Origin of the sequence: Streptomyces sp. NPDC101160 (assembly GCF_044768205.1) — a bacterium.
Taxonomy (GTDB): domain Bacteria; phylum Actinomycetota; class Actinomycetes; order Streptomycetales; family Streptomycetaceae; genus Streptomyces.
Window position 1 is genome coordinate 240,275 of record NZ_JBIWPJ010000003.1, and the last position, 24,075, is coordinate 264,349.

The 24,075-nt window shown below is 72.9% G+C and carries 17 protein-coding genes; 9 read left to right on the top strand and 8 right to left on the bottom strand.

The genetic code is table 11. The features are described 5' to 3' along the window. Positions 1 to 20 precede the first annotated feature (20 nt). Positions 21 to 1,592, bottom strand: coding sequence for a glycerol-3-phosphate dehydrogenase/oxidase (locus ACIRSU_RS10555; RefSeq protein WP_403790624.1), 1,572 nt, complete (start codon positions 1,590 to 1,592; stop codon positions 21 to 23). Continuing rightward, a complete protein-coding gene (locus tag ACIRSU_RS10560) occupies positions 1,589 to 2,188 on the bottom strand; it encodes a TetR/AcrR family transcriptional regulator (RefSeq protein ID WP_403790626.1) in 600 nt (199 codons plus the stop codon). The genes ACIRSU_RS10555 and ACIRSU_RS10560 overlap by 4 nt, the downstream gene beginning before the upstream one ends. 125 nt (positions 2,189 to 2,313) lie before the next feature. Between ACIRSU_RS10560 and ACIRSU_RS10565 the strand changes: the two genes are divergently transcribed. From ACIRSU_RS10565 to ACIRSU_RS10575, 3 genes are all read left to right on the top strand, one after another. After that, entirely contained in the window at positions 2,314 to 3,909 is a 1,596-nt protein-coding gene (locus tag ACIRSU_RS10565) for an FAD-binding oxidoreductase (RefSeq protein ID WP_403790628.1), read from the top strand. A gap of 127 nt (positions 3,910 to 4,036) precedes the next feature. Continuing rightward, positions 4,037 to 4,918 (top strand): diacylglycerol/lipid kinase family protein, encoded by an 882-nt coding sequence (locus ACIRSU_RS10570; protein ID WP_403790630.1) that lies wholly within the window; start codon positions 4,037 to 4,039, stop codon positions 4,916 to 4,918. Positions 4,919 to 5,215: 297 nt separating this feature from the next. Then, on the top strand, positions 5,216 to 6,313 hold the full coding sequence (locus ACIRSU_RS10575) for a hypothetical protein (RefSeq protein WP_403790632.1): 1,098 nt from the start codon (positions 5,216 to 5,218) through the stop codon (positions 6,311 to 6,313). On the opposite strand, the gene ACIRSU_RS10580 is transcribed toward ACIRSU_RS10575, so the two are convergent. Genes ACIRSU_RS10580 through ACIRSU_RS10600 form a run of 5 tightly spaced genes read right to left on the bottom strand, consistent with a single transcriptional unit; the run spans position 6,302 to position 10,639 of the window. Continuing rightward, entirely contained in the window at positions 6,302 to 7,747 is a 1,446-nt protein-coding gene (locus ACIRSU_RS10580) for a cytochrome P450 (RefSeq protein WP_403790634.1), read from the bottom strand. The genes ACIRSU_RS10575 and ACIRSU_RS10580 overlap by 12 nt on opposite strands. After that, the gene (locus ACIRSU_RS10585; RefSeq protein ID WP_403790636.1) at positions 7,744 to 8,364 is read right to left on the bottom strand and encodes a GTP-binding protein; all 621 of its coding nucleotides are present in this window, start codon (positions 8,362 to 8,364) and stop codon (positions 7,744 to 7,746) included. Before ACIRSU_RS10585 ends, ACIRSU_RS10580 begins: the two co-directional genes overlap by 4 nt. Then, positions 8,345 to 8,701, bottom strand: coding sequence for a DUF742 domain-containing protein (locus ACIRSU_RS10590; protein WP_403790638.1), 357 nt, complete (start codon positions 8,699 to 8,701; stop codon positions 8,345 to 8,347). The genes ACIRSU_RS10585 and ACIRSU_RS10590 overlap by 20 nt, the downstream gene beginning before the upstream one ends. Continuing rightward, positions 8,698 to 9,105, bottom strand: a complete 408-nt coding sequence (locus tag ACIRSU_RS10595) for a roadblock/LC7 domain-containing protein (protein WP_403790640.1) — start codon at positions 9,103 to 9,105, stop codon at positions 8,698 to 8,700. Before ACIRSU_RS10595 ends, ACIRSU_RS10590 begins: the two co-directional genes overlap by 4 nt. Position 9,106: 1 nt before the next feature. Continuing rightward, the gene (locus tag ACIRSU_RS10600; RefSeq protein WP_403790642.1) at positions 9,107 to 10,639 is read right to left on the bottom strand and encodes a sensor histidine kinase; all 1,533 of its coding nucleotides are present in this window, start codon (positions 10,637 to 10,639) and stop codon (positions 9,107 to 9,109) included. 333 nt (positions 10,640 to 10,972) lie between these two features. On the opposite strand from ACIRSU_RS10600, the gene ACIRSU_RS10605 reads away from it, so the two are divergent. Continuing rightward, positions 10,973 to 12,208, top strand: coding sequence for a serine hydrolase domain-containing protein (locus ACIRSU_RS10605; RefSeq protein ID WP_403790644.1), 1,236 nt, complete (start codon positions 10,973 to 10,975; stop codon positions 12,206 to 12,208). A gap of 50 nt (positions 12,209 to 12,258) precedes the next feature. Here the strand turns inward: ACIRSU_RS10605 and ACIRSU_RS10610 are convergent, their stop codons facing one another. Then, entirely contained in the window at positions 12,259 to 13,434 is a 1,176-nt protein-coding gene (locus ACIRSU_RS10610; RefSeq protein WP_403790645.1) for a PP2C family protein-serine/threonine phosphatase, read from the bottom strand. A 190-nt stretch (positions 13,435 to 13,624) separates the two neighbouring features. On the opposite strand from ACIRSU_RS10610, the gene ACIRSU_RS10615 reads away from it, so the two are divergent. The 5 genes from ACIRSU_RS10615 to ACIRSU_RS10635 all read left to right on the top strand — a co-directional run bounded on the left by ACIRSU_RS10615 (position 13,625) and on the right by ACIRSU_RS10635 (position 23,802). Next, the gene (locus tag ACIRSU_RS10615; protein WP_403790647.1) at positions 13,625 to 15,427 is read left to right on the top strand and encodes a protein kinase; all 1,803 of its coding nucleotides are present in this window, start codon (positions 13,625 to 13,627) and stop codon (positions 15,425 to 15,427) included. 685 nt (positions 15,428 to 16,112) lie between these two features. Further along, on the top strand, positions 16,113 to 17,588 hold the full coding sequence (locus ACIRSU_RS10620) for a xanthine dehydrogenase small subunit (RefSeq protein WP_403790649.1): 1,476 nt from the start codon (positions 16,113 to 16,115) through the stop codon (positions 17,586 to 17,588). After that, positions 17,585 to 19,969 (top strand): xanthine dehydrogenase molybdopterin binding subunit, encoded by a 2,385-nt coding sequence (gene xdhB / locus ACIRSU_RS10625; protein ID WP_403790650.1) that lies wholly within the window; start codon positions 17,585 to 17,587, stop codon positions 19,967 to 19,969. The genes ACIRSU_RS10620 and xdhB overlap by 4 nt, the downstream gene beginning before the upstream one ends. Position 19,970: 1 nt before the next feature. Further along, entirely contained in the window at positions 19,971 to 20,783 is an 813-nt protein-coding gene (xdhC, locus tag ACIRSU_RS10630) for a xanthine dehydrogenase accessory protein XdhC (protein WP_403791473.1), read from the top strand. A gap of 154 nt (positions 20,784 to 20,937) precedes the next feature. Continuing rightward, the gene (locus ACIRSU_RS10635) at positions 20,938 to 23,802 is read left to right on the top strand and encodes an AfsR/SARP family transcriptional regulator (RefSeq protein ID WP_403790652.1); all 2,865 of its coding nucleotides are present in this window, start codon (positions 20,938 to 20,940) and stop codon (positions 23,800 to 23,802) included. Positions 23,803 to 24,075: the final 273 nt, after the last annotated feature.

Sequence of the window (24,075 nt, forward strand, 5' to 3'; positions counted from 1 at the left end):
AGCACGGGAGTTGTCCTCGCTCAGTCGGTGCGGGCGAGGGCGTCGCGGGCCGCCTGCTCGGCCTTCGCCCGGTCCTCGGGCACGAGCCCGATGCGGGTGCGGCGGTCGAGGAGGTCGGCGGTGTCGAGGGCACCCTCGTGGCGGACGGCCCACAGCAGTTCGGCGCCGGTCACCGGGTGCCCGGGCACGACCGGCTCGGCGAGCGCGGGGTCGGCGACGCCGAGGGCGTGCACGGCCGGCGCCTCGGAGCCGTAACGGCGCACGAGCCGCGCCGGGGCGTCGAGCCGGGCCAGCGTCTGCGGCCGGGCGGCGCCGACGAGGGGCAGCGACGCGGTGCGGCACGGGCCCGCGCTCAGTCCGCTCGCGGCCACGGCCGCGTCGACGGCGTCCTGCGCCATTCGCCGGTACGTGGTCAGCTTGCCGCCGACGACCGTGACGACGCCGTCGGGCGAGGTGAGCACGGCGTGCTTGCGCGAGATGTCGGCGGTGCTGCCGCCCTGGCCGCTCGTGTCGAGCAGCGGGCGCAGACCGGCGAACGCCCCCACCACGTCGCCGCGTTGGACGGTGACGTCGAGCGCGGAGCCCAGGACGTCCAGGAGGAAGCCGATGTCGGTCTCCGGGACCTCCGGCACGTCCGGGATGTCGCCGTCGACGGGCTCGTCGGTGAGGCCCACGTACACCCGTCCGTCGCCCTGCGGCAGGACCAGCACGAAGCGGTTGGTCTCGCCGGGGATCGGGATGTGCAGACCGGCGGAGAGCCGGCCGAGGTCCTCGGAGCGCAGCACGAGATGGGTGCCGCGGGAGGGCCGCAGCCGGATGTCGTCGACGAGGCCGCCCGCCCACACCCCGGCCGCGTTGACGACGGCGCGGGCGCGGAGGGTCAGCTCCTGGCCGGTGGTCTCGTCCCGGACCAGCGCACCGTCGCGGTGGAGCTCCAGGGCGCGGGTGCGGGTGAGGACGCTCGCGCCGTGGGCGGCCGCGGTGCGGGCGATCGCGGTCACCAGGCGCGCGTCGTCGGAGAGCTGGCCGTCCCAGGAGAGCAGTCCGCCGCGCAGCCCGGTGGCGCGCAGGGCCGGCGCGAGGTGCCGGGTCTCGACGGCGGAGAGCGTACGCGGCTGCGGCAGCGTGCGGCGCGAGGTGCGGGCGGCGACCCGCAGCATGTCGCCCGCGAGGAAACCGGCCCGGACGAGAGCGGCCTGGGCGCGGCTGACCAGCGGCGTCAGCGGCAGCACGAAGGGCTGGGCGCGGACCAGATGGGGGGCCGTGCGCTCCATGAGGATGCCGCGCTCGACCGCGCTCTCGTGGGCGACGTCGAGCTGCCCGGAGGCGAGGTAGCGCAGTCCCCCGTGGATCAGCTTGGAGCTCCAGCGGGAGGTGCCGAAGGCGAGGTCGTGGGCGTCGATCGCGGCCACGGAGAGCCCGCGGGTCGCCGCGTCGAGGGCGGCTCCGGCTCCGGTGGCGCCGAGGCCGACGACCAGCACGTCGACTTCCGCACCGTCCGCCAGCCGGTCCAGCTCCCGGCGGCGCCGCCCGGCGTCGAGCGAGGAGCCGGGCAGGGCGGGGGAGGGGGCGGGGCTGCTCGTGGGGTTCATGGGGTGAGGGTCCTCTCCAGCAGGGTGCGCAGCTCGTCCAGGAAGGCGGCTTCGCTCAGTTCGGGATCGGTCTCGTCGGTCATGGTGCGCAGCGAGAGCGTGAAGGACTGGACGACGAGCAGCAGCGACCGGGCCTGCAGGTCCGTGCGGCAGGGCCGGACGGAGCCGTCCTCGTGGCCCTGGTCGAGCGCCGCGGCGATGAGTTCCAGGAGTGCCTCCTGGCTGGCTCCGCGCCGGTCGAGGATGTACGGAAGCAGCAGCTCGGGGTCGACGTCGAGGATCTTGTGGAACAGCGGGTGGGCGCGGAACGCGGCGGCCCCCGCGACCAGTCCGGCGACGATCCGGGCGCGTACGGGCCGCGGGTCGTCGGCCGGCGGCATGGCGCCGGCCGCCACCGCGATCCACTCCCGGGTCATCAGGTCGCCGACCAGGCTGTTCACGTCGGGCCAGCGGCGGTAGATCGTCATCCGGGACACGCCCGCGCGCCGGGCGACGTCGGTGAGCGTGGTGCGGCGTACGCCGACGGCGAGGACGCAGTCGCGGGCGGCGTCGAGTACGGAATCTGCGTCCGAGGCGTTGTGACGAATGGGCGTCATCTGTCACAGTGTAATGGCAGGACGGGCCGAACGGCAGCGCCGACCCCGAACCGGACCCTGAGACAGACCCCCGAAACAGACCCTGAACAGCACCGACCGTGCACAGCACCGTGAGGAACTTCGAAGTGGACATGTTGTGGAGCGGCTGGGGCGACCCGGCCAAGGCGGCCCCGCTGCCCGACGCGGTGACCGGCCTGCTGCGGGACCTGCTCGGCGTCACCCCGCGCGAGAGCGGCCCGGCCGGCCTCGCCGACATCGAACCGCCCGCCCCGGCCCTCACCGACGCCGCCCGCACCGCCCTGTCGGCGGCCCTCGCCGCCCCGGACGCCCTGCGCGAGGACGCCGAGAGCCGCATCCGGCACACCCGCGGCAAGTCCACCCCCGACCTGCTGCGCATCCGCGCCGGCGAGGTCACCGACACCCCCGCCGCCGTCGTGCTCCCCGGCAGCCACGACGAGGTCCTGGCCGTGCTGCGCGCCTGCGCCGACCACGGCCTCGCCGCCGTCCCGTTCGGCGGCGGCACCTCCGTCGTCGGCGGCCTCGCGCCCACCACCAAGCGGCCCTTCGTCGCCCTCGACCTGCGCCGTCTCGACCAGCTCCTCGCCCTCGACGAGGAGTCCCGCACCGCGACCCTGCAGCCCGGACTGCGCGGCCCGCAGTGCGAGGCGCTGCTCAACGAGCGGGGCTGGACCCTCGGCCACTTCCCGCAGTCCTTCGAGTGGGCGTCCGTCGGCGGCTTCGCCGCGGCCCGCTCCAGCGGCCAGGCGTCCGCCGGCTACGGCCGCTTTGACGAGATGGTCCTCGCCCTCACCGTCGCCACCCCCGAAGGCACCCTGGAGACCGGACGCGCCCCGCGCTCCGCGGCCGGCCCCGACCTGCGCCAGCTGATCCTCGGCTCCGAGGGCGCCCTCGGCGTGATCACCGCCGTGACCGTCCGCATCCGCCCGCTGCCCGCCAAGCGCGTCTACGAGGGCTGGCGCTTCGCCGACTTCGCCGCCGGCACCGCCGCCCTGCGCCGCCTCGCCCAGGACGGTCCGCGGCCCACCGTGCTGCGCCTGTCCGACGAGTCGGAGACCTTCATCGGCCTGGCCCAGCCGGACGCCATCGGCAGCACCGAACTCCCGCAGAACCCGGGCTGCATGGCGATCGTCGGCTACGAGGGCACCGAGGCCGAGACCGCGGCCCGCCGCGCCGCCGCCCGCGAGGTGCTGCTCGCCTCCGGCGGCGAGTACCTCGGCGAGGAGCCCGGCGACAAGTGGGAGCACGGCCGCTACAACGCGCCCTACCTGCGCGACGCCCTCCTCGACGCCGGCGCCTTCGCCGAGACGCTGGAGACGGCCGCCTTCTGGTCCGCGATCCCCGGCCTCTACACGGCCGTGCGCTCCGCGCTGACCGGCACGCTCACCGCGGCCGGCACCCCGCCGCTCGTCATGTGCCACATCTCGCACACCTACGAGAACGGCGCCTCGCTCTACTTCACCGTCGTCTCCGCGCAGGGCGAGGACGCGGTCGCGCACTGGGCCCCGGTCAAGCAGGCCGCCAACGACGCGATCCTGGCCGCCGGCGGCACCATCAGCCACCACCACGGCGTCGGCACCGACCACCGGGACTGGTACGCCCGGGAGATCGGCCCGCTCGGCATCCGTATGCTCCAGGCCGTGAAGGCCGAGGTCGACCCGTCCGGCGTGCTCAGCCCCGGAGTCCTCATCCCCGTCCGCTGAACGCCGGGCGAACCGGGGGATCGGGTTCCGGCGGAACCGATCCCCCGGAACCCCTACCGCCGGCACCCGAACCGCCCGCCGAATTCCGCTCCTGCCGTCCCTTTCCCGCCGTCCGGAGGCATGCTCCATGCGACAGTTCACCGCCGTCGTCAACCCCACCGCAGGGGGTTCCAGCGGCACGGCGGGCCTGCTCCCGCTGGCCCGGCTGCTGCGGGAGGCGGGCGCACGGCTCGACACCGTCTACAGCCGCAGCCTGGAGCACGCCCAGGAGCTCGCGCATGACGCCGGCGCGCGCGGCCATGTCGTCCTCGCCGTCGGCGGCGACGGCATGGCCGGCCGCATCGGCGGCTCGCTCAGCGGCACGGACACCGTCTTCGGCCTGGTCCCGGCCGGCCGCGGCAACGACTTCGCCCGCGCCCTCGGGCTGCCCACCGACGCCGCCGGGCTCGCCGAGGTCCTGCTCCACGGCGAGCCGCGGGCCGTCGACACCATCGAGGTCGAGTCCGCGGCGCACCCGCGGATCCGCGTCCTCGGCAGCGTGTACGCGGGCGTCGACGCGGTCGCCAACCGCCACGCCAACAACTCCCGGCTGCTGCGCGGCGCCGCGTCGTACTACGCCGGCGGTCTGCGCGCCGTCCTCGGCTGGCGGCCCGCCGCGTACCGCATCACCGTCGACGGCACCCGCCACGAGCGCACCGGCTACACCGTGATCGCCGCCAACTCCGGCTTCTACGGCTTCGGCCGGAAGATCGCCCCCGGAGCCCGCGTCGACGACGGCCTGCTCGACGTCGTCGTCATCAACGAGGCGCCCAAGCACCTCTTCTTCGCGATGATGAACGAGCTCAAGACGGGCGCCCACGTCGCCCGTCCCCAGGTCGAGATCCTGCGCGGCAAGGAGATCCGCATCGAGGCCGACCGCCCCCTCCCGTACGGCGCCGACGGCGAGGTCGACGCGACCCTCCCGGTGACCCTGCGGGTACGGCCCGCGGCCCTCAACGTACTGGCGTAACAAGGGAGTCGGCCGACCTGCCGCCGCGCCGTCCGCCCCGACCGCCCCGCCACCGTCCCACCGGTGGTGGGGCGGCGTGTTGTGCACCCGTCTCACCAGGTGGGACCCACTGACCTCATGCGCACACCCGCGTTGCCAAAGAGTGCGAATCGGCCAGGTTGGCGGGTTTGGCAGGACTCATCAGGGGAATGGTCCGGCCTCAGTGGCATAGGCAACCGGCAGTGGTCGTGGGACTGTAGCTCGGATCGCCGGCTTGATCGTCGGCCCGATCGTCGGGGAGAAGGAGGTTGATCCGTCATGACCGTGAGTGCCGTCGAGCTCCCGGAGCTGTGGATGCCCTATCCGGTTCGGGGCAATCCGTATCTGCCGGGGCTGCGTGCGGAGAGCGAGACCTGGGCGCGTGAGATGGGCATGCTGGACGGTGACGAAGGGCCGTCGGCCGGCCGGGCGATCTGGACCCGGTCGCAGTTCCACGCCATGACCGTGGACCAGCTCACCGCCTGGACCCTCCCCGACGCCGCACCGGCCGACCTCAGCCTCAACCACCGCTTCAACATCTGGGCGTTGGCCTGGGACGACTACTTCGCCGCCACCTTCAAGCGGACGGGCGACCTCCCCGCCGCGCTGGAATTCACCGCCCGGCTCCACTCCTTCCTGCAGCCGGAGCCCGGCGCGCCTTTACCGGAGCCCGTGAACGCCGTCGAGCGCGGAATCGCGGATCTGCAGCGGAATCTCTTCCCGCCCAGACTGGCGCACTGGCGGCGCGAGTTCAACAGTGCCCTGGCTAAATACATCGACGCCGGAGTACTGGAACTCGCCAACAGCCTCAGTGGCCGCGTTCCCGATCTGATCGAGTACGCGCCATTCCGGCGAGAAAGCTTCGCCGCCTATACCGCCCCCTATTCCGTCGAACTCTCCACCGGCGCGCGAATACCCGAGAAGATCCGGCACACCCGTGTCGTCCGCGGCCTGCTCGACGCCTTCATGGACGTCATGGGCCTGGCCAACGACATCGCCTCCTACGACCGGGAGGTCCACGAGGAGCACGACGTCAACAACCTCGTCGTCGTCATCGGAACGTCCCTGGGCATCCCCCTCCACGAGGCCGTGCCCGCCGCCGTCCACCTGGTGAACGCCCGGCTGCGCGACTTCGAGCGCCTCGGACACGGCGAACTCCCCTTGCTGGTCCGGCGGTCCGGGCTGGACGGGGACGAGCGGGACGAGCTGGAGGCATGGCTCCGGGGAGCCTGCGGCTTCCTGTCCGGACTCCACGCCTGGTACACCGGGGCGCCCCGCTACGTACCCGCCGACGCCTCGGTCCCGGAGCAGCACCGCGGGGATGCCGGCGAAGGCTCGCCGGCATCCCCGTCCGCCGTGGCGCGCCTATCGCCGTAGCAGCAGTCGTCCGAGACGCGCCCACCACGGGGCCCGGGACGCCGGTCGCCGCGCGGGCGCGGGGCCGGTCTCCGGCCACGGCTCCGCCGACGGCAGGCCGGGGCTCTGCGCGGGCGGGGCCGGCAGCGGCGCCGGGACGTCCGGGGCCCTGGGGGGACGGGCGGCGAAGGTCACCGGCAGCGCCGTCAGGTGCCGGGCCCAGGTGGTGGAGCGCCAGCTGAGGTCCTCCTCCGGGACGGCCAGGACGATGTCGGGCAGCCGGGTGAGGAGGATGTCGATGCCGGTGTCGGCGATGATGCGGCCGATGTCCTGCCCGGGGCACTCGTGGTTGCCGGCACTGAAGGACAGATGCGCCCGGTTGTGGTGCACCGGCGCCGCGGCGTCGGGGCGGATCGTCTCGTCGACGTTCCCGGCGGCCAGGCCGAGCAGCAGCATGTCCCCGGCCTTGATCCGCTGCCCGCCGAGGGTGGTGTCGCTGTTGGCCCAGCGGCCCGGGCACACCATCAGCGGCGGCTCGTCCCACAGGACCTGTTCCACCGCTTCGGGCAGCGTCATCTGGCCGCCGGCGAGCGAGCCGCGGAAGCGCGGGTCGGTGACCACCATGCGCAGCACGTTGGACATGAGGTTGGCGGTCGTCTCGTAGCCGGCGAGCAGGATGAGCCGCAGGTGGTGCTTGACCTCCTCGTCGGTGAGGCCGGCCGGATGGGCGAGCAGCGCGGACGCGATGTCCTGCCCCGGGCGGACCCGCTTCTCGACGACGAGCTTCTCCAGGCACTCGAGCACGTAGGCGTTGCTGGCGAGCGACGTCTCGGTGGCCTTGAAGAGGTCCCGGGCGGCGTGCACGAGCGCGGGTCCTGACTCGTCCGACATGCCGAGCAGTCGGGTGAGGGTGAGCATCGGCAGGTGCTCGGTGAACTGGCCCACCAGCTCCACCTCGCCGTCCTCGCAGAACCCGTCGATCAGCTGGTGGGCGAAGCGCGTGATGTGACGGCGGACGCCGCGGTGGTCGAACTGGTCGAGGCCGGCCGTGACCGCGCCGCGCAGCCGCTGGTGCTCCTCGCCGTCCGCGCACACACAGTCCGGACGCCACCCGATCATCGGCACGAGCGGCGAGGTGGCGGGGTCGATCTCCCCGCTCGTCCAGCCGTGCCAGACCCGGGGATCGCGGGAGAACTGGGTGGAGCGGGTGGCCACGTCACGGTTCTCGAGGTAGCCGAGGACGAGCCAGGCGCGGACGTCGCCGTCGAGCAGCACGGGCGCCACGGGACCGTGCTTGGCGCGCAGCTCCTCGTACAGACCCATGGGGTCCGTCGCCGCGACGTCGCCGTAGAGCCGCGTGGCTCCGTCGGGTCCCGTGGCCGTGTGGGCCGGGCAGCCCGGTGGCGGGGAGGACTCGGCGGCGAGGGCGGTGTGTTCGGAGGGTGGGACGGTCATGCGGTCTCCTGGGCGGCGAGGGTGCACAGGTAGACCATCAGCGAGAGCAGGGCGTCACGGCAGGACGCCCGGTCACGTGCGTCACAGGTGACGATGGGGACGGATTCGCTGAGGGCCAGTGCGGTGCGCAGTTCTGGTACGGGGTACTGGGGAGCGTCGGGGAAGGCGTTGACGGCGACGACGAACGGGACCCGGCGGTCCTCGAGCCGGGTGATGACCTCGAAGCAGACCTCGATCTGGCGGGTGTCGACGAGGACGACGGCGCCGAGCGCGCCCTCGAAGATCCCGTTCCACAGGAACCAGAAGCGTTCCTGTCCCGGGGTCCCGAACAGGTAGAGGATCAGCTCCCGGTTGATGCTGATCCGGCCGAAGTCCATCGCGACCGTGGTGGTGTTCTTGCCGGCGACGCCGGGATTGTCGTCGATCCCGACGCCCGCCTGGGTCATGCGTTCCTCGGTGGTCAGGGGCGGGATCTCGCTCACCGAACCGACCATGGTCGTCTTGCCGACGCCGAAGCCGCCGACGATCACGACCTTGACGCCTCGGGAGCCGTGCGGCAGCAGCAGGTCGGTGCCGCCCGCGCCCGGCGCGGGCGCGTCAGAGCTTACGTAGTCCATGGATCACCGCCTCCAGTAGGCCGCGGTCGGGGTACGCCGCGACGGGCACGGGTGCAATGGCCTCGACACGTTCGTCCGCGACGAGTTGGGACAGCAACACGGTGACGACGCTGAACGGCAGGCTGAGGTGCGCGGACACCTCGGCCACCGACAGCGGGTACTCGCACATCGAGAGGATCGCCGCCTGCTCGGGCTGCGTCGCGGGGTCGGGCTGCGCCCTGGACGCGATCAGCGTGACGAGGTCGAACGCCTTGGCCAGGGACTCCGGGCCACCGGTAATGACGTAGAGCGGAACGGGAGTGCCTTCGTCCCAGCGGGACTGGTTCTCCGATGTCACATCGCCTGCCGGACGTCATCACGGGGCGGGCTGGTCATGTGCTGGCCGATCCGCACGACCAGGGTCCGCATGCGGTCGCCGAGCAGCCCGGCGTCCACCTCGGCGTCGGCGAGCACCGCGAGGTACGCCCCGGGACCGGCCGCCATCATGGAGAAGTACCCGCCGTCGGCCTCGATCCCGACCATCCGCGTCGAGCCGTCCCCGTGCGGGAACATCTGCGCGATGGCCTTGGCCAGGCTCTGGATGCCGGAGCAGGCGGCCGCGATGGCGTCCGCGGTGTCGGCAGCCGTGTTCGCCTGCCCGATGCACAGGCCGTCGGACGACAGGACGACGACGTGCCGTACGTGCGGAACGCTGCCCACGAGCTCGGTGAGCATCCAGTCGATGTTGGGCAGTGGCTGCATGTTAATCGACCTCATCTGACGGCTCGCTGTCGGACGGCTGGCTGGGTGGGGTGGTGGGTTCGGCGGCCGTTCGCCGCTCGCCGTTGAACGCCTCCCACATCAGACCCGGTTGGGGGGTCGGCGTTCCGGAGGTGCGCCGGGGGACGGGCGGAGCCGTGCCGGGCGCGGGGGGCGTGCGGACGAGCGGCGTCGGTACGGGTGACTCCCGGCGGCGCCGGGGGAGGCCGTTGACGGTCGTGCCGGCCTCGCCGGCGTCCGGTGCGGCATCGGCCGGGACGGCGGGCGCGGGTACCGGTGCGGGTGCCGGTGCGGGTGCCGGCACCGGTATGGGCGCCGTCAGGGGCCGCGTACGGATCGGGCCGCCGGGGTGCTTGCGGACGGGCTGCCGGGTCCGCAGGAGAGGCTGGGGAACCGTGGTGATCAGGCGCCGGGGGACGAGCACGACGGCCCGTACGCCGCCGTAGGCGGAGGTGCGCAGATCGACCACGCAGCCGTGCTCGCGGGCCAGCCGGCTCACGACCGGCAGGCCGAGCTGGGTCACCTCGCCCAGGCCCGACATGAGGTTGCCCCGTGCCGCCTGGGCCATGACGCGCTCGATGCGCTGCCGGACCTCCTCGGTGAGTCCGACGCCGCGGTCCTCGATCTCGATCGCGACGCCGGTGGGCACCTCGCTCGCGGTCACCTCGACCGGGGTGTGCGGCGGCGAGAACGTGGTGGCGTTGTCGAGCAGTTCGGCGAGCAGGTGGATCAGTGGCTCGGCGCCGGGGCCGACCACGGCCACCTCCGTCACCGACTGCAGCTTCACGCGGGGGAAGTCGACGATGCGGGACATGGCGCCGCGCAGCACGTCGTAGAGCGGGATCGCCCTCGACCACTGGCGGCCGGGCCGGGCGTCGCCGAGGACCGCGATGCTGGCGGCGAGACGGCCGATCAGGGCGTTGCGGTGGTCGATGCCCTGCAGGCCGCGGGAGACCACGAGGTCCGTGCCGTGCTGGATCTGCATGGCGTGCAGGTCCTTGGCGAGCTGGTGCACGATCGCCTGCATCCGGCGGGCGACCGCCACCAGGGCCCGCTGGGAGGAGTCCCGGGTGCTCTCCTCGGTCTCCACGGCTTCGAGGAGCACCCGCAGGGCCTCCCGGAGCGCCTCGGCGAAGTCGGGGTCGAGGTGTTCCCCGAAGGCGGCCGAGTGCAGGATCTCCGAGGCGGCTTCGCCCTTCTTCAGGCGGGCGACGGCCGCCGGGAGGAGCGACTCGGCCATCCACACGGTGGTGGACCGCTGATCGGCCAGGCGCCCGAGCAGCGCGGCCTCGCGCCCCGCGTAGTACTCCTGTGTGTCGGCGGACGCCCGTGCGTACCGGACCGCCTCCGCCGACCGCAGCCGGCGCACGGTCACGGCCGAGGTGACGACCGTCAGGGCGACCGCGGCGACTCCGTACCAGGCGAGCGGTGACCGTATCTGCGCAGGGGAGAAGAGCAGCCCTATGGCGAGGGCGACGGCCAGGGTTCCGGGAGGGATGAGCCAAACCGGAGCCACTGCACGCGGCAGGGCTCTGGAAGTCGAACCTGCACGAACCATCAAGGGGGTCCCTAAACAGTCTGGAAATGAGCGGACTGAGGCGCCTGATTCAGCGTTCATGACTCGCTGTGAGCGCATCGCAACACATGTGGGGAGCATAGTCAGTTCGGGTTTGACATGTGACCTCGATGGAGGGGAAGCCTCCATCAATCAATTCAGAATCATGAAGAGATGAATTGTGATCTGAAATTGAAAGAAACTGATCAGATTGCGACGCCTGACGAGTGATGATCGCGCGGCTCGGCGAGTGGCTGGGCCGCCGCGCGAAGGGGCCCGGCCGATACTCCGGCCATGACACCAGCCCGTACCACCTCGCGGTCGCGCCTCGCCCTCGTCGGCGCACTCGCCGCGCTCGTCGCCCTCACCGCCCCGGTCACGAGCGCCGGCGGCGCGACGGGCGAGGACGGTCACCACCACCGGCCCTGCACCGGTTCGCGACCGCCCCACCACGGCCGGGCCGCCGAGATCCTGCGGATCGCCGAGAAGGCCAGGAAGGACATGGACCTCAAGTCCGTCATCCTGCGGGTCTCCGTCAACGGCCGCGAGGTGATCACCACCGCGCTCGGCGAGTCGATGACCGGGGTCCCGGCCGACCCCGCCATGCACTTCCGCAACGGCAACATCGCGATCAGCTACCTCGGCACGGCCCTCCTGCGCCTGGTCGACCAGGGCCGGGTCGGTCTCGACGACACGGTCGAGCGCTGGCTGCCCGGCCTCCCGCACGCCGGGCAGATCACCCTGCGCATGCTGGGCGCGTCCACCACCGGCCTCGTCGACTACGTCCGCCTCCCCGCGTTCCAGAAGGCCGTCGGCGCGAACCCGTTCCGCCAGTGGACGGCCGACGAGGTGGTGGACCTCGCGACCCATGAGGACCGGTGGTACGCCCCCGGGACCAACTGGAGCTACTCCCACGCCAACTTCGTTCTCCTCGGCGCCGCGCTCGAGAAGATCACCGGGACCCGCCTGGACCGCCTGATCCGGCAGGAGGTGACGGGTCCGCTCGGGCTGCGCGAGACCCGCAACTCCTTCACGCCCGACATCCCGGAACCGGTCCTGCACGCCTTCGACTCCGACCGCGGGCTCTACGAGGAGTCCACCTTCTGGAACCCGTCCTGGACCACCGCCCCCGGCGCGGTCGAGACCACCGACATCTGCGACCTCGAACGCTCGGCCGGCGGCCTCGGCTCCGGCGAGCTGCTCTCCCCGTCCTCGTACCGGGAACTGCTGAACCCCGGGACGGTGGGCCTCGGCCACGCCACCAAGAAGTGCCCCGAGGACGTGTGCCTGAAGCAGACCGAAGCCACCCACGACGGCCTGGGCATCCTCGTCCTCGGCGACTGGATCTCCCAGCACCCGCTGTTCTTCGGCTACTCCGCGTCCATGGCCTACCTGCCGTCCGAGCGCCTGTCCATCGCCGTCTCGACCACGCAGGGCCCCAGGAGCCGGGACGGCCACACCGCGCATCTGATCACCCAGCGCATCGCGGCCGCCCTGACCCCCGGGCACCCGATCCCCGACTTCGGGTAGGGCGGTTCCGGGCGCCTTCGCGGCTGCGGCGCCCCTGCGGCTGCGGCGCGCTACGGCGGCGGCGCGAGGCGCTGGACGGCGACGAGCGCCGCGTCGTCGCCGAGGTGGCCGCCCGCGTACGCCTGGAGGTCGGCCCGCAGGCGGCTCAGCAGCGTCGGCGGGTCGTCCCCCGCCCAGGCCGTGAGCCGCTCCGCCAGCGGGTAGAAGGCGCGCGAGTGGTCACGGGCCTCGACTACGCCGTCCGTGTAGAGCAGCAGCACGTCGCCGACGCCGAAGGGGAAGGTCTCCACCCTCACGTCGGGGGAGAGGACGTCGGAGAGCCCCAGCGGGGGGCTCGTGTCGGCCGAGTCGAGCGGGACCACCCGTCCGTCGCGCAGGAGCAGCGGCGGCGGGTGGCCGCAGTTCACCAGCCGCACCACCGGCTCCCGGTCCGGGATGTCGAGCACCAGCGCGGTGACGAACGCCTCGTACGTACCGGCCGCCGTTCCGTCGGCCGCGGATCCCGTGCCCGCCGCCCCGTCGGCCGCGGCTCCCGCCCCCGGCGCCCCGGCGTCCTCCTCCGCCGAGCCGACGCCCTCCTCCAGGTGCCCGATCAGGTCCGGCAGCTCGTGCTCGCGGCGGGCGGTGACCCGGAAGGCGCCCAGGACGAGTGACGCCTCGCTGATCGCGTCCATCCCCTTGCCCCTGGCGTCCCCGATCAGCAGCCGGGTCCCGTGCGCCGTACGGGCCGCCGCGTACAGGTCGCCGCCCATCTGCGCCTCCTCCTCGGCCGCCAGGTAGACCGAGGCGATGCGCAGCGGACCGGACCGCTGGGGGAGCGGACGCAGGACGACGCTCTGAGCGGCGTGGGCGATGGACCGCAGCCGGGTCACCCGGCTCTCCTCCCGCTCCCGCAGATGGGCGAAGAAGGTCGCGAGGACCGAGATCAGCACCAGCGCGATGATCTGGTACGTGTGGTTCAGGTCCGAGACGGTCGTCCGCGCGACCGCCACCACCGTCTGGGCGGCGACCGCGACCGCACCGACGAAGGCCGTCATCCGCGGGCCCGCGAAGGACGCCGTCACCGCGGGCGCGGCGATCAGGAAGGGCCCCAGGTGCACGTCCGGAGGGGCCAGGACGTCCACCACGGTGACCACCGCGATGAGCGCGAAGGCCGCGCCGAGCAGCAGCCCCCGGCCGCGCCGGGTGGAGCGGCCGGGGGCGGAGCTGCGCCGGCGGGGGTCCATGTGAAAGGCATACCTCAGGCGACGGGGCATGTCCTGTCGCCGGGCCCCGGCGCGGCGCGGAGCACCGGGGACCCGGCGCCGAGACCGACGGGCGGGCCGGTGCCGCGAGGAAGCTTTCCGTGTTCGGTTGACCACGCAACCGCCGGACGGCAAGCTGAGCGCGAGTCAATTCGTGTGACGTGGGGGAGAATTGAGCGGCACAGCACATCACATCGGGCCGGACTCCGCGCCCGATCGCTACCGCCTGCTGCGTTCCATCGGCCGGGGCGGCGAGGCCGTGCTCTATCTCGCGGAGATCGAGCTGGCGGGCGGGACGGAGCCGGTCGTCGTCAAGGTGCTCGACTCGAAGACGACGATCACGCCCGAGCTCTTCGAGCGGGCGAGCCAGAAGTGGCACGAGCAGGCCGAGCTGCTGCGCTTCGTCCACCGGCCCGGCGTCGTCGGCGTACGGGAGCACTTCCAGGGGCCGCCCATCCACCGGCCCGGCGAGGCGGCCACCCTCAGCGGGCGGGCGCTCGTGCTGGTCATGAACCACGTCGACGGCCTCGACCTGCGCGACTGGCGGGACGAGCGCACCCTCGCCACCCCCGCCGAGCGGCGCGAGGTGATGCGTACGCTCGAACAGCTCGCCGACGTCCTCGACTGGCTGCACTCGGGCAAGGCCACCCCCTCCGGCCGTACCGTCGTCCACGGCGACCTCTCGCCCGGCAACGTGATGGTCGACCGGCACGGCCAGGCCACGCTCGTCGACTTCGGCCTGAGCAAGCTGACCGCCGACCACCAGACCGCCGAGGTCTGGTTCACCCCCGGGTACGCGGCGCCCGAGGTCTTCGAGGGCAAGCGGACGCCCGGCTCCGACCGGTACGCGTTCGGTGCCATCACCTACTACCTGCTCAGCGGGCAGGCCCCGCCGCCCGCGCCCGAACAGCTGGCGCAGGCGTTCCTGGCCCTCCCGCAGATCGCCGCCCTGCCGGCCGAGCAGCAGGGCCGGATCGCCGCCATCACCGCCGCCGATCCCGACCGGCGCCCGCTGAGCCTCTCGGCCTGGGTGAAGGACGTACGGCACGGGGTGGCGTCCACGACCACCGCGTCCCGCGCCGCGGGCGTCCAGGACGCGGTCCCGCCGGCCCCCGCGGCCGTACCGCCGCCGCCCCCGGCCGGCCCGCCCCCGGTCGTCGCCGCGCCCCCGGCCGGCTTCGGACCGGCGTACGCGCCTCCGGAGCCGCCGGGCACCGGGGCTCCGGCCGCCGGGATGCCGACCGCGGGGCTGCCGCAGTACGGCGCGACCGCGGCCACGCCGGCGCTCACGCCCGAGCCGCCGCGCCGCAAGCGCCGCGGGCTGCTCGTCGGAGCCGTCGCCGGGGTCGTGCTGATCGCCGTCGTCGCCGTGGCCGGCGTCCGGCTGCTCGGCGACCGGAAGAAGGACGACTCCGCCAATCCCGCGGACGCACCGTCCAGCTCCGCCCCGGCCACCACCGAGCCCACCCCGGATCCGACCACCGAGAGCCCCACGTCCGAGCCCAGCGACACGCCCGACGACACGGCGAGCGCCGACCCGGACGCGTCCGGCAGCCCGTCGTACGACCCCGGCTCGCTGCCGGACGTGCCCGTGGCGGACCTGACCACGCTGTCGTCGGTCAGCGAGCCCGACTCCTTCACGGTCGCCCCCGCCAAGATCAATACCAAGGAGTTCGGAACGGCGCTGCTCGGCGACTGCTACAACGGCGCGTACGTCGAGTACGACCTCAACCGCGAGTGGCAGACCTTCGAGTTCACCGCGGGCATCGACGACAGATCGAAGATCGAGACGGCCCGCATCGTGGTCTCCGTGGACGACCAGCCGGCCCTCTTCAACGAGACCGTGCAGCTCGGCAAGCCGATCTCCCGCACCCTGAAGATCACCGGGGCGCTCCGGCTGCGCCTGAAGGTCGAGTCCTCGTCCTGCTCCGACGAGGGCAACGGCGTCATCGCCGCGCCGACGTTGCGCCGCTAGGGCCTGTCCGAGGATCAGGGCCGGACAGGCCCCAGGGGGCCCTAGGGGGTGTCTCGTCGATCATGACGGGCTCGCGACGCCTGGCACCGCGCCTCGCCGCGTTGTCGTCGGTCGCCGATGCTCCGCATGGACTCCCTCCTCCGCCTTGCGATGCGTCCCCTAGGCCCTGCGGGCCTGGGGAGACCCCATGCACCAGACGCCGCTCCCTGATCCGGCCTGATCGACAAGACACCCCCTAGAGGCAGCCGTCACGGTGCGTCTCCGGGCCCTGCCCGGACCGGCGCGACCGCCGTCTCATATTTCGGCGCCGAAGGCTTGACCGATCGGCCTGCGGCGACGTACTTTCGGCGCACCGACTCGTGAGCTGTGGAAAGGGGGCGAAGTCGGATGTCGATCTTCTCCGACCTGCACCGCCTCGCTCTGCGGACCGCCTGGGTTCCGGGTCGTGTCGCGCACGGCTGCTGAGCAGCCCTTTTCCGGTGTGCCCTCTTGTGGCCCCGGCATTTTCTGATTTCTGTCATCTGATTTCTGGCATCTGACTTCTGTCACCGTTTGCGCACATCCATTCGCCTCCCCGCGTAGTGATGTGCGATCCGGGTTCTTGAGCTGCGCCAGCGAAATAGAAGGCTCCTTAAATGGCGACTAGGCTAATCCGATCGACCGTGCACCGAAATGGGGACATGTCATGGTAGAGGCACGGATCACGGTCAATGGGAAAGAAGCACCGATCTCACCGGCTTCGCCCCACGCGACGGTCCTCGACTTCCTGCGCGACCGAGGACTCACCGGCACCAAAGAAGGCTGTGCCGAGGGCGAGTGCGGCGCCTGTTCGGTCCTGGTCGCCCGTCCGGGAGTGAACAAGCCCACCGACTGGGTGGCGGTCAACGCCTGTCTGGTGCCGGTCGCGGCGCTCGACGGCCAGGAGATCGTCACCGCCGAGGGCCTCGCCACGCCCGGCGAGGACGGCACGCCGCCCACGCTGCACCCGGTGCAGGAGGAGATGGCGGTCCGCGGCGGCTCCCAGTGCGGCTACTGCACGCCGGGCTTCATCTGCAGCATGGCGTCGGAGTACTACCGGCCCGACCGCTGCGCGCACGGCGAGTCGGACGCGGACGCCGCCGACGGCGTCGACGCCGAGCACGGTCCGAACGGTTTCGACCTGCACGCGCTGAGCGGAAACCTCTGTCGCTGTACCGGCTACCGGCCGATCCGCGACGCCGCCTTCGCCGTCGGCGAGCCCGCCGAGGACGACCCCTTCGCGCAGCGTCGCGACCAGGAGCCACCCGCCCCGGTCGCCACCGACTACACCCAGGACGGCAGCACGTTCCTGCGGCCCGCCACCCTCGGCGAGGCGCTGCGGGTGCTGCGCGAGCGGCCCGACGCGGTGCTCGTCTCCGGCAGCACCGACTTCGGCGTCGAGGTCAACATCCGTTCCCGTCGCGCGGGTTGTGTGGTCGCCATCGACCGGCTGCCCGAACTGCGCGAGCTGCGCGTCGAGTCCGACCACATCGAGATCGGTGCGGCGGTGACGCTCACCGAGATCGAGCGCCGTCTGGACGGCGAAGTCCCGCTGCTCGCCGAGCTGTTCCCGCAGTTCGCCTCCCGGCTCATCCGCAACAGCGCCACCCTCGGCGGCAACCTCGGTACCGGCTCCCCGATCGGTGACAGCCCGCCGGTGCTGCTCGCGCTGGAGGCGTCGCTGGTGCTCGCCGACGCCGACGGCGAGCGCGTGGTCCCGCTGGCGGAGTACTTCACCGGCTACCGGCAGAGCGTGCGCCGCCCCGACGAGCTGATCCGCGCCGTACGCATCCCGCTGCCGCTGTCGCCCGTCACGGCCTTCCACAAGATCGCCAAGCGGCGCTTCGACGACATCTCCAGCGTCGCGGTCGCCTTCGCGCTCGACATCGAGGACGGCATCGTCCGCAAGGCGCGCATCGGCCTGGGCGGCGTGGCCGCCACCCCGATCCGCGCGCTCGCCACCGAGGCCGCCCTGGAGGGCGAGCCCTGGTCGGCGGAGACCGTCGAGGCCGCGGCCCGTGCGCTGCGCTCCGAGGGCACGCCGATGGACGACCACCGCGCGAGCGCCCTCTACCGCTCCGCGATGCTCGGCCAGAGCCTGAAGAAGCTGTACGCCCAGACCACCGAGGCGGTGTCGTCATGAGTCATCTGTCCGAGCGTCCCGAGAAGCCCGTCGTCGGCGTATCGATGCCGCACGAGAGCGCCAGCCTGCACGTCACCGGCACCGCGCTCTACACCGACGACCTGGTCTACCGGACCAAGGACGTCCTGCACGCCTACCCGGTCCAGGTCATGAAGGCGCACGGCCGGATCACCGCGCTGCGCACCGAGCCCGCGCTCGCCGTGCCCGGTGTGGTCCGCGTGCTGACCGGCGCCGACGTGCCCGGCGTCAACGACGCCGGCATGAAGCACGACGAGCCGCTCTTCCCCGACGAGGTCATGTTCCACGGCCACGCGGTGGCCTGGGTGCTCGGCGAGACCCTGGAGGCGGCCCGGCTCGGTGCGGCGGCCGTCGAGGTGGAGCTCGAAGAGCTGCCCTCGCTGATCACGCTGCAGGACGCGATCGAGGCCGAGAGCTTCCACGGCGCCCGGCCCCTGATGGAGACCGGCGACATCGACGCCGGCTTCGCCGACTCCGCGCACGTGATCACCGGCGAGTTCCAGTTCTCCGGCCAGGAGCACTTCTACCTGGAGACCCACGCGGCGCTGGCCCAGGTCGACGAGAACGGCCAGATCTTCATCCAGAGCAGCACCCAGCACCCGTCGGAGACGCAGGAGATCGTCTCGCACGTGCTCGGCGTCCCCGCCCACGAGGTGACGGTGCAGTGCCTGCGCATGGGCGGCGGCTTCGGCGGCAAGGAGATGCAGCCGCACGGCTTCGCGGCCATCGCCGCGCTCGGCGCCAAGCTGACCGGCCGGCCCGTCCGCTTCCGGTTCAACCGGACCCAGGACCTGACCATGTCCGGCAAGCGGCACGGTTTCCACGCCACGTGGAAGATCGGCTTCGACGCCGAGGGCCGCATCCAGGCCCTCGACGCCACGCTGACCGCGGACGGCGGCTGGAGCCTGGACCTGTCCGAGCCGGTGCTCGCCCGCGCGCTGTGCCACATCGACAACACGTACTGGATCCCCAACGCGCGGGTCGCCGGTCGCATCGCGAAGACCAACACGGTCTCGAACACCGCCTTCCGCGGCTTCGGCGGTCCGCAGGGCATGCTGGTCATCGAGGACATCCTCGGCCGCTGCGCGCCGCAGCTCGGCCTGGACCCCATGGAGCTGCGCGAGCGCAACTTCTACCAGCCGGGCCAGGGCCAGACGACGCCGTACGGCCAGCCGGTCACGCAGGCCGAGCGGATCTCCACCGTCTGGCAGCAGGTCCAGAACGACGCCGGCATCGCCGACCGCAAGCGCGAGATCGCGGCCTTCAACGCCGCGCACCCGAACACCAAGCGGGCGCTCGCGATCACCGGCATCAAGTTCGGCATCTCGTTCAACCTCACCGCCTTCAACCAGGGCGGCGCGCTGGTCCTGATCTACAAGGACGGCTCCGTCCTGATCAACCACGGCGGCACCGAGATGGGCCAGGGCCTGCACACCAAGATGATGCAGGTGGCCGCGACGACGCTGGGCATCCCGCTGCACAAGGTGCGCCTCGCCCCGACGCGTACCGACAAGGTGCCCAACACCTCCGCCACCGCGGCCAGCTCCGGCGCGGACCTCAACGGCGGGGCGATCAAGAACGCCTGTGAGCAGCTGCGCGAGCGCCTGCTGCAGGTGGCCGCCAGCCAGCTGGGCGGGAACGCCTCGGACGTCCGCATCGTCGAGGGCGTCGCCCGCGTCCTCGGCAGCGACAAGGAGCTGGCCTGGGACGACCTCGTGCACACCGCGTACTTCCAGCGGGTGCAGCTGTCGGCGGCCGGCTACTACCGGACCGAGGGCCTGCACTGGGACGCGAAGAGCTTCCGCGGCTCCCCGTTCAAGTACTTCGCGCACGGCGCGGCCGCGACCGAGGTGGAGGTGGACGGCTTCACCGGCGCCTACCGCATCCGGCGGGTCGACATCGTGCACGACGTCGGCGACAGCCTGTCGCCGCTGATCGACATCGGTCAGGTCGAGGGCGGTTTCGTGCAGGGCGCGGGCTGGCTGACGCTCGAGGACCTGCGCTGGGACACCAGCGACGGCCCCAACCGCGGCCGGCTGCTGACCCAGGCGGCGAGCACGTACAAGCTGCCGAGCTTCTCCGAGATGCCGGAGGAGTTCAACGTCACGCTGCTGGAGAACGCCACCGAAGAGGGCGCCGTGTACGGCTCCAAGGCCGTCGGTGAGCCTCCGCTCATGCTCGCGTTCTCGGTGCGGGAGGCGCTGCGGCAGGCCGCCGCGGCGTTCGGGCCCGCCGGCGTCAGCGTCGACCTCGCCTGCCCGGCGACGCCGGAGGCGGTGTACTGGGCCATCGAGGCGGCCCGTGAGAGCGACGTGCGGGGCGGCGAGCCCCGTACGGAAGCAAACGCCCTGAGCCATGCCTGACATGACCTGGGTCGCCGCGGTCGCGCGGTTGCGAGCTCGCCGGGAACCCGGCGTGCTCGTGACCGTCGCGACCGTGCGCGGTCACGCACCACGCAAGGCCGGCGCCAAGCTCGTCGTGGGCCGCACCGAGGCCTGGGGCTCCGTCGGCGGCGGCAACATCGAGGCCGTCGCGATCGACCGCGCCCGCGAGCTGATCGAGAAGTCCGACGCGGAGCCGGAGCTCATGGAGTTCGCCCTGAACGACAAGGTCACCGGTCGGCACGGCGTGCAGTGCTGCGGCGGTGCCGTCTCCGTCTTCCTCGAACCGCTGCCGGTGGTCCCGGCGGTGGCGATCTTCGGCATCGGGCACGTCGGCCTCGAACTGGCCCGCCTCCTGGCACGCCACGACATCGACCTGCATCTGACGGACAGCCGGGCCGAGATGCTCGCCGAGGAGCGCCTCGCCGTACTCACGGCGGACGCGGTCGCGCAGGTCCACGTGCACCACACCCCCCTCCTCCCGGAGGAGGTGCTCGAAGAGCTGGCACCCGGCACCCACGTCCTGATCATGACCCACGACCACGCCGAGGACGCGGCGCTCTGCGACGCCGCCCTGCGGACCCCGGGTCTCGGCTCGATCGGCCTGATCGGCTCGGCCGCCAAGTGGTCGCGCTTCCGCCGGCGCCTGGCCGACGAGGGCGGCCACGACGCCGCCACCATCGACCGGATCAAGACCCCGATCGGCCTCTCCGGGATCACCGGCAAGGAACCCGCCACGATCGCGGTGAGCGTCGCGGCCGACCTGCTGCTGACCTTCGAGCGCGAGAACCGCTGAACTCCCCCTGGTCCGACAGCCGGTGAGCTCGTGGACCGGCGGGACAGGAGCGCGCGCTTCCGATTCGATCAAGGGGCGAACTGTGGCGTAAACCGGTGACCGGCCCGTGTGCGACGTACGCGGCCGTCGGTCACTGAGCTCAGGAGTCCCCCGGATGCGTTTCGGTCTGCTCGGCCCTCTCACGGCGCACGGTGCCGCCGGTCCTCTGGTCATCGGCAGTACGAAGGTACGGACGGTCCTGGGGATCCTGCTCCTGCGGCGCGGTCGGGTGGTCTCCGCCGACGAGCTCAAGACCGCGCTGTGGGGAACCAACCCGCCCGCGACGGCGGCGAGTTCGCTCCACAACCACGTCGCACGGCTGCGCAGGGCGCTGGGACCGGACGGGGCGGACCGCCTCCGGTCGGTCCCGCCCGGATACGTCCTGGACGTGGCGCACGGCGCGCTCGACAGCGACGCGCACGAGGACCTGCTGAGCACCGCCCGGGCCGCCCGGCTCCGCGAGGACTGGGAGGACGTACGCCGTGCGTGCGTGTCCGCGCTGGCACTGTGGCGGGGAAACCCGCTCGCGGACCTGCCCGGACTCGGCCACAGTCCGCTGTACGGGCCGGGTCTCCAGGCCCTGGACGAGGCCAGGCTCGTCGCCCTCGAATGGCGCTGCGAGGCCGATCTGCGGCTCGGCCGGTACGAGGCCCTGGCCGCCGAGCTGCCCACGATCACGGAGCAGTACCCGCTCCGGGAGGGCTTCCACCGCCACCTGATGATCGCGCTGCACCGCACCGACCGCCAGGCGGAGGCCCTGGCGGTCTTCCACCGGCTCCGCAGAACCCTGGCCGACGAACTCGGCGTGGATCCCGGCCACACCGTGCAGGAGGCGCTGGCCGAGATCCTGCGCGGCGCCGACGGCCACGCCCAGCCCGCGAGCAGGACCGCGCCCACCCCGCGCGACCCCGCACCGGGTCCGGGGCAGACCGCCGGCGCCCGCCCGGGTCCGGTGCCCGCCGAAGGCCGGATACCCGCCCAACTTCCCCCGACCTCCCGCTACTTCTCGGGCAGACGGGCGGAGCTCGCCCGGCTCGACGCGCTGCTCGACGACGCCCGCCGGCCCGGCGGCAGCGGACCGATCGTGCTCTCGGGCCCCGGGGGCGTGGGCAAGACGACCCTCGCGGTGCACTGGGCGCACCGCGTCCGCGCGGACTTCCCCGACGGGCAGCTCCATCTTGATCTGCGCGGCTTCGGGCCCGAGGGCTCCGCGGTCCCACCGCACAGCGCCCTGCGGAGGCTCCTCGAGGGGCTCGGCGTCCCCAGGGACCGGATGCCGGCATCCCCGGAGGCCCGCACCGCCCTCTTCCGCACGCTGACCGACGGACGCCGCCTGCTGATCCTGCTCGACAACGCCCGCGACGCCGCGCACGTACGGCCGCTGCTGCCGGGATCGGCGACCAGCCTGACCCTCGTGACGAGCAGGGACCAGCTCCTCGGCCTCGTCGCCGTCGAAGGCGCCCACCCCGTCACCCTGGATGTGCTGCCGCCCGACGAGGCGCGCGAGCTGCTCACCGCCCGCGTCGGCCACGCCCGCGCCTCGGCCGACCCGCGCGCGGTCGACGAGGCCGTCGCGCTGACCGCGCGGCTCCCCCTGGCCCTGGCCGTGGTGGGCGCGCGTGCGGCGGTCAGCCCCACTCTGTCCCTGAGCCGGCTCGTCGGACATCTGCGGCACGCCTGCGGTCTCGACGCCTTCGCCGGGAGCGACGCCGTCAGCGACGTCCGCGCGGTGCTCTCCTGGTCCTACGAGACGCTGAACCCCGCCACCGCCCGCCTCTTCCGGCTGCTCGCCGTCCATCCCGGGCCCAGCCTCACCGTTGCCCTGGCCGCCAGCCTGGCCGCCGTCCCGCGGCCCCGGGCGCACGCGCTGCTGACCGAACTGGCCCAGGCCAACCTCGTCACCGAGGACGCGGACGGCCGGTACGCCTTCCACGACCTCCTGCGCGCCTTCGCGACGGAGCTCGGCGAACGGACCGACTCCGCGGCGAGCCGGCTCTCCGCGCTCGGACGCGTGACCGAGCACTGTCTCCGCACCGCCCAGCGCGGCGCCCTCCTCATGGATCCCCGGCTCGTTCCGCTCGATCTGCCCCCGAGGGCCGGACGGGGCGTGCGCCCCGAGCACCTCGCGGACGCCACGCAGGCCAGGGCATGGTTCGCGGCCGAGCACGCGGCCCTGGTGCAGACCGTCTCCCGCGCCGGTGAGGCCGGTCTCGCCCGCGCGTGCTGGCAGCTGGCCCACGTACTGAAGACGCACTTGCTCTGGGGCGGGCACTGGGCGGACAGGGCGCTCGTCCAGACCGTCGCCCTGAAGGCGGCGGAGCGCCTGGGCGACCCGAAGGCCCGGGCGCAGGCGCACCGCGAACTGGGCGCGGCCCTGCGCCGCAGCGCCCCGGAGGCCGAGGCCCATCTGCGCCGGGCACTCGACCTGTTCACCGCCGAGGGGGACCTGCTCGGCCAGGCGGACGTCCATCTCGACCTCGCGGCGCGGTACGAACGGCGGCAGTGCCCCGAGGAGGCGCTGCGCCACAACGAGCGGGCCCTCGCGCTCTTCCAGATCCTGGGCCACCGGAGCGGTGAGGCCAGAGCCCTGAACAACGCCGGCCGGGTCCACGCCCTGCTCGGCAACCACGCCGAGGCCCTGGCCATGTGCGACGCCGCCCGCGCGGTCTTCGAGGAGCTCGGCGACCGGCGCAGCCTGGCCCTGACCTGGGACGGCATCGGCGCGGTGCACCAGGACTCGGGCGCCCCGGAGCGGGCGGCGCACTGCTTCCGGCTCGCGGCGGAGGGACTGCGCGAAGCCGGCTCCGCCTACGACGAGGCCGTCTCGCTCGACCACCTCGGCGACGCGGAGCAGGCGGCCGGGTGCTCCGGGGCTGCCCGGGAGGCCTGGCGACGGGCCTCGGAGCTGCTCGAATCGCTCCGGCACGACGACGCCGAGGCCGTGCGCCGCAAGCTGGAGCAGCCGGTGGCGACACCGTAAGTGCCTTTCGTTGGCGGGCTGTTGGTGATCCGTTGGGCCGCCTTGCGACGATCATGCGGACGGCCGCCGACAGCACCGCCGACGCCGTCGCCCTCTACGGAGCCGAGTGACGACGGAGCAGACCCTGCCCGTTCTCGCGGACCCGCGCGACGCGTCGGGTCCGTGAGGTGCGCCCGTCCGCCTCACCACGGACCACGGGTAGGCGGCGCATGCGGGACGGGCCGCGCGCCGGCGCTGTGATCGCGGCTCCCTTCGCCTCGTCACAGAAGGAAC